The sequence below is a fragment of the Streptomyces endocoffeicus genome, from assembly GCF_016741935.1.
GTDB lineage: Bacteria > Actinomycetota > Actinomycetes > Streptomycetales > Streptomycetaceae > Streptomyces > Streptomyces endocoffeicus.
The window spans coordinates 1-7,905 of record NZ_JAERRG010000087.1 but is presented as its reverse complement, the minus strand read 5'-3'; the positions used below and the strand labels follow the sequence as shown (position 1 = coordinate 7,905).

Sequence of the window (7,905 nt, the reverse complement as noted above, 5' to 3'; positions counted from 1 at the left end):
GCCGCCTCGTTCGAACAGCTCCCGCATGATCGGGGTGGCGGGGAGGGTTCCGGTGCCGGTTTCGTGGCGGGCTGGGGTGGTGGTGGGGATGTGGGTTGCAGCGGTGGCCAGGGCGGCTGGGGTTTGGTGCTGGAAGACTTGGCGTGGGGTGAGGAGTAGTCCTTGTTGCCTTGCGCAGCTGACGAGTTGGATGGACAGGATGCTGTCGCCGCCCAGGGCGAAGAAGCCGTCCTCAGGACCGGCCTCGGGTATGGCCAGTATGTCGGCGAACAGCTGGCACAGCGTGCGTTCGGTGGCATCGGAGGGGGCTCGTCCCTGACCGGTGCCGGTGGTTGCCGGTGTGGGAGCGGGTAGGGCCGTGTGGTCGAGTTTGCCGTTGGCGGTCAGCGGCAGGTGTTCCAGGGGTACGTAGTGGGAGGGGATCATGTAGTGGGGGAGTCGGTCGGCCAGGTGGGTCCGGATCTCCGCCGTAGGTGGCGGTTTGGCCCCAGCTTGTGCGGGGGTGAGGTAGGCGGCTAGGCGACGGTCGCCGGGGCGGTCTTCGCGGACGGTCACCACGGCCTGCCCGATACCGGGGTGGGCCGTCAGCGCGGCTTGGATCTCTCCGGGCTCGATGCGGAATCCGCGGACTTTGACCTGCTCATCGGCTCGCCCGCGGAACTCCAGCTGTCCGTCAGGTGTCCACCGCACCAGGTCCCCGGTGCGGTACATCCGCTCTCCGCTGGCCGTACCGTATGGGCAGGCCACGAACCGTTCCGCGGTCAGTCCCGGCCGTGCCCAGTAGCCCCGCGCCACTCCGCACCCCGCCACGTACAACTCGCCCACCACACCCACCGGAACCAACCCCAACCCCGCATCCAGCACAAACAAGCGGGTGTTGCCGACCGGTGTGCCGATCGGTGGCGGGCCCGTGTCCTCGGGAGTGGTGAGGTGTCCCGTCGTGTCGACGGTGGTCTCGGTCGGTCCGTAGGAGTTGTGCAGCCGCGCATGCGGAAGCGTGGCGACGAAGGAGTCGCGCAGATCGGCGGTCAGCGGTTCGCCACCACAGACGACGTGGCGTATGGAGGCGCACAGCCGCCGCGCCCCCTCCCACTCCAGCAGCAACCGCAGCAGGGTCGGCACACAGTGCACCACCGTGACCCCGTGACGTTCGACGGCGGACAAGAGATGGCCGGGGTCGGCGTGGTGATCGGGGTCGGTGCCGATGATGCTTCCGCCGGTGAGGAGCGGACAGAAGAGTTCCCACACCGAGACGTCGAAACTCATCGGTGTCCGCATGAGGAAGCGGTCATGTTCGGTCCAGCCGAACGTCCCGATCCGCCACAGTAGATTGTTGACGATGGCCCCGTGCGGGACCACGACCGCCTTGGGTGTGCCCGTCGAGCCCGAGGTGTAGATGACGTACGCCGGCTGCGTGGGCGTGAGCGGTGTCGGCCGCTCGTCGTCGGACACGTCCGCCGCATCGTGGCCTTCCACACGGGTGTGGGTGTCTTCGGTGTCGAGGAGGAGCCAGGGCAGGGTGGCGGTGCTGGCGGGGAGGGTGTTGGCGAGGGTGCTGGTGGTGATGAGAAGGGTGGGTTGGCTGTCGTGGAGCATGAAGGTGATGCGGTCCGGTGGGTAGCCGGGGTCGAGGGGTACGTAGGCGGCTCCGGCCTTGGTCACGGCCAGCACAGTGGTGATCAGCTCCGGGGAGCGTGGCAGGGCGAGCGCGATACGGGTTTCCGGTCCGGCGCCGTGTTCGATGAGTAGCCGGGCCAGTCGGTTCGCGTGCGCGTTGAGGTCCGCGTAGGACATCTTGTCGTCCTCGAAGACCACCGCCGTGGCCTGCGGAGTACGTGCCGCCTGTTCCTCGAACAGCTCCGGCAGCACCCGCCCGGCCCCGGCCGCCGCCACCGAGGCACCCGTACCCCAGCCCAGCAGCCGCCCCCGCTCCTCCTCGGAGCAGCCGTCGACCCGCCCGACCCGGACATCGGGGTCGATGGCCATGGCCTCCAGCACCCGCACCAGGCGGTCGGCGATCGTCGAGACGTCCTCGTGCCCGAACAGGTCCGGACGGTAGCCGAGCCGCATGTGCAGCCGTTCGTCCGGGACGACCAGCAGGGACAGGGCGTAGTGCACGGCGTCCCGCCCGGTGATGTCGACCGTCCTCAGTTCCCTCCCCGGGTCGAGCAACTGCCCCTGATTGATGGGGTAGTTCTCGAAGACCGTCGTCGTGTCGAAGAGGTCTCCGGAGCGCACTCCGCTCAGCCGCTGGATCTCGGCAAGTCCCAAGTGCTGGTGGTCGAGCAGCTCCGTCTGCTCCTCCTGGAGCCGGGAGAGCAGCCCGCCCAGCGACTCCTGGGGATCGATGCGCAACCGGACCGGCACGGTGTTGATGAACAGGCCCACGATGGCCTCCACACCCGGCAGCTCCGCGGGGCGGCCCGAGACCGTGGTGCCGAACACCACGTCGTCCCGCCCGGTGAGCCGCCCGAGCACCAGCCCCCACGCCGCCTGGACGAGGGTGTTCAGCGTGAGCCCCGAGCGCCTGGCGCGCTGCAAGAGCCGCGCGGTCAGCTCGAGGGACAGATCGGTGGAGTACTCCTCCGGCCACATCGCGGCACGCCCCGGAGCGGCGGGGGCGACCAGCGTGGGCTCGGTCAGCCCCTCCAGCGCCGTGCGCCAGGCGGCGCGGGCGGCTTCCCGGTCCCGCCGCCCCAGCCAGGCCAGATAGTCGCGGTAGGGCACCGGCCGTGGCAGGCCCGTCTCGTCACCGGACCGTTCGTAGAGCGCGAACAGTTCGCGCAGGACCAGGGGCACCGACCACCCGTCCCACAGCAGGTGGTGGTTGGTGATGACCAGCCACTGCCGGTTCGGGCCGCCACGCAGGACGGCGAAACGGACGAGCGGTGGCCGCGCCGGATCGAACCGTACGGAGCGGTCCTCGGCCAGCCACCGCTCCACCGCGCCCCGGCGCTCGTCCTCCGCGACCGTCGTGAGGTCCACCTCCTGCCACGGCACGGACACCGCACCGGCGACGGCCTGGACGGGATGGGACAGGCCGTCGTGCAGGAACGCGGCGCGCAGATGCAGATGCCTGCGCAGCAGCGCGTCGGCGGCCACGCGGAACCGGCCCGCGTCGAAGGGGCCCTCGAGTTCCAGGCAGAGCTGGACGAGATACACGTCCGGGGCCGTGTCGTCGTACACGGCGTGGAACAGCAACCCCTCCTGCAACGGGCTCAGCGGCAGGACCTCCACACTGCCCGGGGCCTTCCGCTCGACGCTCTCCGACTCCGCCCGGGAGAGCCGGACGAGTGCTCCTTCTGAGCGGCCGAGGCCCTCGGCGGTCGGTTCGTCGGGCGTACGGGCCACGGCGGCGAGCGCCGCGGGCGTCTTGTACTGGAAGACCTGGCGGGGAGTGAGCACCAGCCCCTCCCGGCGGGCACGGCTGACGAGCTGGATGGAGATGATGCTGTCCCCGCCCAGCGCGAAGAACTCCTCCTCCACCCCGACCTCGGCGAGCGCCAGCACCTCGGCGAACAGGGCGCACAGGGTCTTTTCCCGCGGTGTCGCCGCGGCCCGGCCGGTGGTTTGGCCGGTGGTTCGGTCGGCCCCTGGGTCGGGCACGGGCAGCGCGGCGCGATTGAGCTTTCCGTTCGCCGTCAACGGCAGCGCGTCGAGTGTCATGAGGGCGGACGGGAGCATGTAGTCGGGCAGGGTCGCGGCGAGGTGGGCCCGGAGGGACGCAACGAGTCCGCCCAGCTCATGGGAGGCCCCGGGGTCGTTGGCGTACGAGCGCAACGGCCGCGCATCGTTCCCCCGCGCGGATGGCACGGACGGCGTGGACGACGCGGATGGCACGGACGGCGCAGATGGCACGGACGGCGTGGACGGCACGGACGACGCAGACATCGCGGATGGCACGGACTGGTCGAGCACGCGATGGTCCACCCCCGCCGCCGTGTCCACGAAGACCGCGTCGAGGCAGCCGTCGCTGTCGGACCAGGTGAGGGCGGCACGGTAGCCCAGACCCGCCGCGAGCTCGTGCAGGGCCTCCGGAGCGGACGCCTCGGGCTCCGGCCCCGAGGCGGCGGCCTCGCGGACGGCGTCCGGCGCCACTCCGTGCCGCAGTTGCCGCAACGCCTCCAGCTCGTCCGCGAGCCGGGCGTTGGGAATGCCGTTCACGCGCAGCATCCGGGGCCGGAGGCGCTCCAGGGTCTCCGCCACTTCGGTGGTGGTGCGCACCTCCTCGCCCCACCGACGCGCCACCGCGTCGGCCACCCGAGACATCCCGTCTGTCCCGGCACCCGAAACCCTCGTGGCGGGTGCCTTGACCAGGACCACGTCGTAACGGTGGCGGGTGAGTTCATTGCTCGCATGGCCACGTTTGACGCGCACGTCGACCGCCGCCACCTCGGGCAGCCGGGACGGAAGGGTGGCGAAGAGGGCGGGGTCGACGACGAGTTCGCGCTCCTGCCGGATCGCCTTGTCGACCGTGGCCCGGAGGCTCTCGTTCGTCGTGCCGGGCTCGGCCTGGGCCAGGGCGACGGCCGTGGCGAAGCAGCGGAGCAGACGGGCGTTGCGCACATCACCGATGAAGATCCGGCCACCGGGCGCGAGCAGCCTCATCGCCCCGGCCACCACCTCGACCAGATACTCCACACTGGGGAAGTACTGGATGACCGAGTTGAGCACGATGGTGTCGAACCGGCCGGCGGGCAGACCGGTGAAGTCGGCCGCGGGCTGGGAGCGCAGCTGTGTGCGCTCCGCCAGGGCCGGATCGCCCGCGATCCGCTCCCGCAGATGGCCGATGACCGCGGGAGACACATCGGTGGCCCAGTACGCCTCACAGCGCGGCGCCAGGCGCGCCATGAGCAGTCCGGTGCCGACCCCGATCTCCAGCACCCGGCACGGCTCCAGCTCCATGATCCGGTCGACGGTCGTGGTCAGCCACTCCCGCATCTCCGGCAGCGGAATGGGCCGCTGGTCATAGCTGCTGTCCCAGCCGACGAAGTCCTCCCGGAGGACGGTCGCGGCGCGGTCCCGGTACAGCGATTCGTAGACCGTGCGCCACTCCTCCACCTGTCGGCCGGCCAGGTCGCCGTCGGGGCCGGAACGGCGCGCGGGCACCGCGTAGGCCACCAGTCGCCGGTGGCCGGGGCGGTCCTCGCGGACGGTCGCGGCGGCCTGCGCCACTTCGGGGTGTGCCGTCAGGGCGGCCTCGATCTCACCGAGTTCGATACGGAATCCCCGCACCTTGACCTGGTCGTCCGCGCGTCCCACGAACTCCAGACGGCCGTCGCCGTCCCACCGCACGAGGTCGCCCGTGCGATACATCCGGGTGCCCGCCGGGCCGAAGGGATCGGCGGCGAACCGCTCGGCGGTCATCGCCGCACGCCCCGCGTACCCCCGCGCCAGCCCCGCCCCCGCCACATACAGCTCGCCCACCACCCCGGGTGGCACCAGCCGCAGCCCGGGATCGAGTACGTACACCGCCAGATCCGTGAGCCCCCGCCCGATGACACTCGGGGTCCCCGGTACGGCGTCCGCGTGGCCGAGCCGACGGGCGGTGACATGGACCGTGGTCTCGGTGATGCCGTACATGTTGACCACGACGGGGGCGTCGTCGCGGTGGCGGACGTACCAGCCCGCCAGCCGGGCGGGGTCCAGGGCTTCCCCGCCGAGCACGATGTACCGCAGGGCCAGCTCCGAGCCCAGCGAGGGCAGGTCCTGGTCGGCGGCGATCAGCTGGTACAGGGCCGACGGCGTCTGGCACAGCACCGTGACCCCCTCGCGGACCAGCAGGCGCAGTACGTCCTCGGGGGAGCGGGTCACCTCCTTGTCCGGCACCACCAGCCGGCCACCGTGCAGCAGCGCCCCCCACATCTCCCAGACGGAGAAGTCGAAGGCGTACGAGTGGAACAGACACCACACATCGGTCTCACCGAAGGTGAACTGCTCCCGGGCGGCGCCGAACAGCCGTGCCACATTGCCGTACGGGACCTCGACACCTTTCGGGGTGCCGGTGGACCCGGAGGTGTAGATGACATAGGCCGGGTGGCGGGCGTCGAGCGGAAACGCACGTTCGGCGTCGGACAGGTCGTGCGCGGGCAGCCCCCGCAGCCGGGCCACGGTGTCATCCGCCCCGAGGACCAGGCGCTCCACGGGTGGGGCGCCCGGTGGCAGGTCTTCGACGAGGCCGTCCGTGGTCACCAGCAGCGTGGCACGGCTGTCGGCGAGGACGAAGGCGAGGCGCTCCGCCGGGTGGTCCGGATCCAACGGGACGAACGCGGCCCCGGCCTTGAGGACGGCGAGTACGGCCACGACCAGGTCGGCCGAGCGCGGGAGAGCGAGCGCCACCCGCGTCTCGGCTCCCGCACCGGAAGCCACCAGCAGCCGGGCGAGGCGGTTGGCACGCCGGTTCACCTCCGCGTACGTCAGCCTGGAGTCCCGGTGCACCACCGCGACGGCCTCGGAGGTCCTGCGCACCTGCTCCTCGAAGAGCAGCGGCAGCACCGCTTCCGTCCGCTCGGCGGGCTCCGTACGCGCCCCGCCCCATGTGCGCAGCATCAGCTCGCGCTCGCCCGGCGCCAGTGGATCGACCGTTCCGACCCGCGGATCGGTGTCCGACACCAGCGTCCGCAACACCCGCCGCAGCCGCTCCGCGATCGACTCGATCGCCTCCCGCGCCAGCAGGTCCGGCTGGTACCCCATCCGGATGTGCAGCCGCTCTCCCGGAATCACCATGAGGGCCAGGGCGTAGTGAGTGGCGTCGTAACTGTCCACCGACAGTGTCCTGAGCTCCGTGGTGGGATCCAGCAGCCGTCCCTCGTCGAGGGGATAGTTCTCGAACACGGTGGTGGTGTCGAAGATCTCGCCCGATCCGATACCCGCCAGCCGCTGGATCTCGACGAGCCCGAGGTGCTGGTGGTCCAGGAGCCGCGCCTGCTCCTCCTGCAACCGGCTGAGCAGCGCGGACACCGGCTCCCGCGGATCCATCCGCAGCCGCAGCGGGACGGTGTTGATGAACAGTCCCACCATGGATTCCACACCGGGGATCTCGGCGGGCCGCCCGGAGACCGTGGTACCGAACACCACATCGTCCCGCCCGGTCAGCCGACCCAGCAGAATCCCCCACCCGGCCTGCACCAGCGTATTGAGGGTGAGCCCCAAACGCCGTGCCCGGAGGGCGAGTTGCTCGGCCAGCTCGGCGGGCAGGTCGAACGAGAAGTCCTCCGGGGGGACCGTGGTCCGGCCGGGGGCCGCGGACGTGAGCAGAGTGGGCTCCGCCAGCCCCGCGAGCGCCTCGCGCCACGCCTCGCGCGCCGCGTCGCGGTCCTGGCGTCCGCACCACTCCAGATAGGTGCGATAGGGCACCGCCCGGGGGAGCGCGGACTCATCGCCGTTGTGGTCGTAGAGGGCGAAGTACTCCTGAACGACCAGGGGCAGCGACCATCCGTCGAGCAGGATGTGATGATGCGTCAGGACGAAGTGGAAGCGGTCATCGCCCAACCGGAAGAGCGCGAACCGGATCAGGGGCGGACGCGTGAGATCGAAGCGGGTGCCCCGGTCCTCGACCAGCCACCGCTGAAGCGCCCCGCGCCGCTCCTCCTCGTCCAGCTCCCTGAGATCGGCCTCGTGCCAGCGGAGGGGTACCTCGCGCGGTACGAACTGGACGGGCTGCGAGAGGCCATGGTGGAGGAAGCCCGCCCGGAGCGGTGGATGGCGCCGTACGAGGGCCTCGGCCGCCCGCCGGAACCGCGCGGGGGCGGCGGGCCCTTCGAGCTCGAAGGAGAGCTGCACCAGATAGACATCGGGTGCGGCGTCGTCGTAGACGGCGTGGAACAGCAACCCCTCCTGGACCGCGGTCAGCGGGAGGACGTCTTCCAGCTCGCGCTTGTCCATCAGGCGTTCCTCCACCAGTCT

General features: G+C 71.1%; 1 protein-coding gene. It reads right to left on the bottom strand.

Annotation, left to right across the window (positions count from 1 at the left end):
* The coding region (locus JK364_RS53595) for a non-ribosomal peptide synthetase (RefSeq protein WP_201858749.1) at positions 1-7,884 on the bottom strand (7,884 nt) is incomplete at its 3' end.
* Between the last annotated feature and the right edge of the window lie 21 nt (positions 7,885-7,905).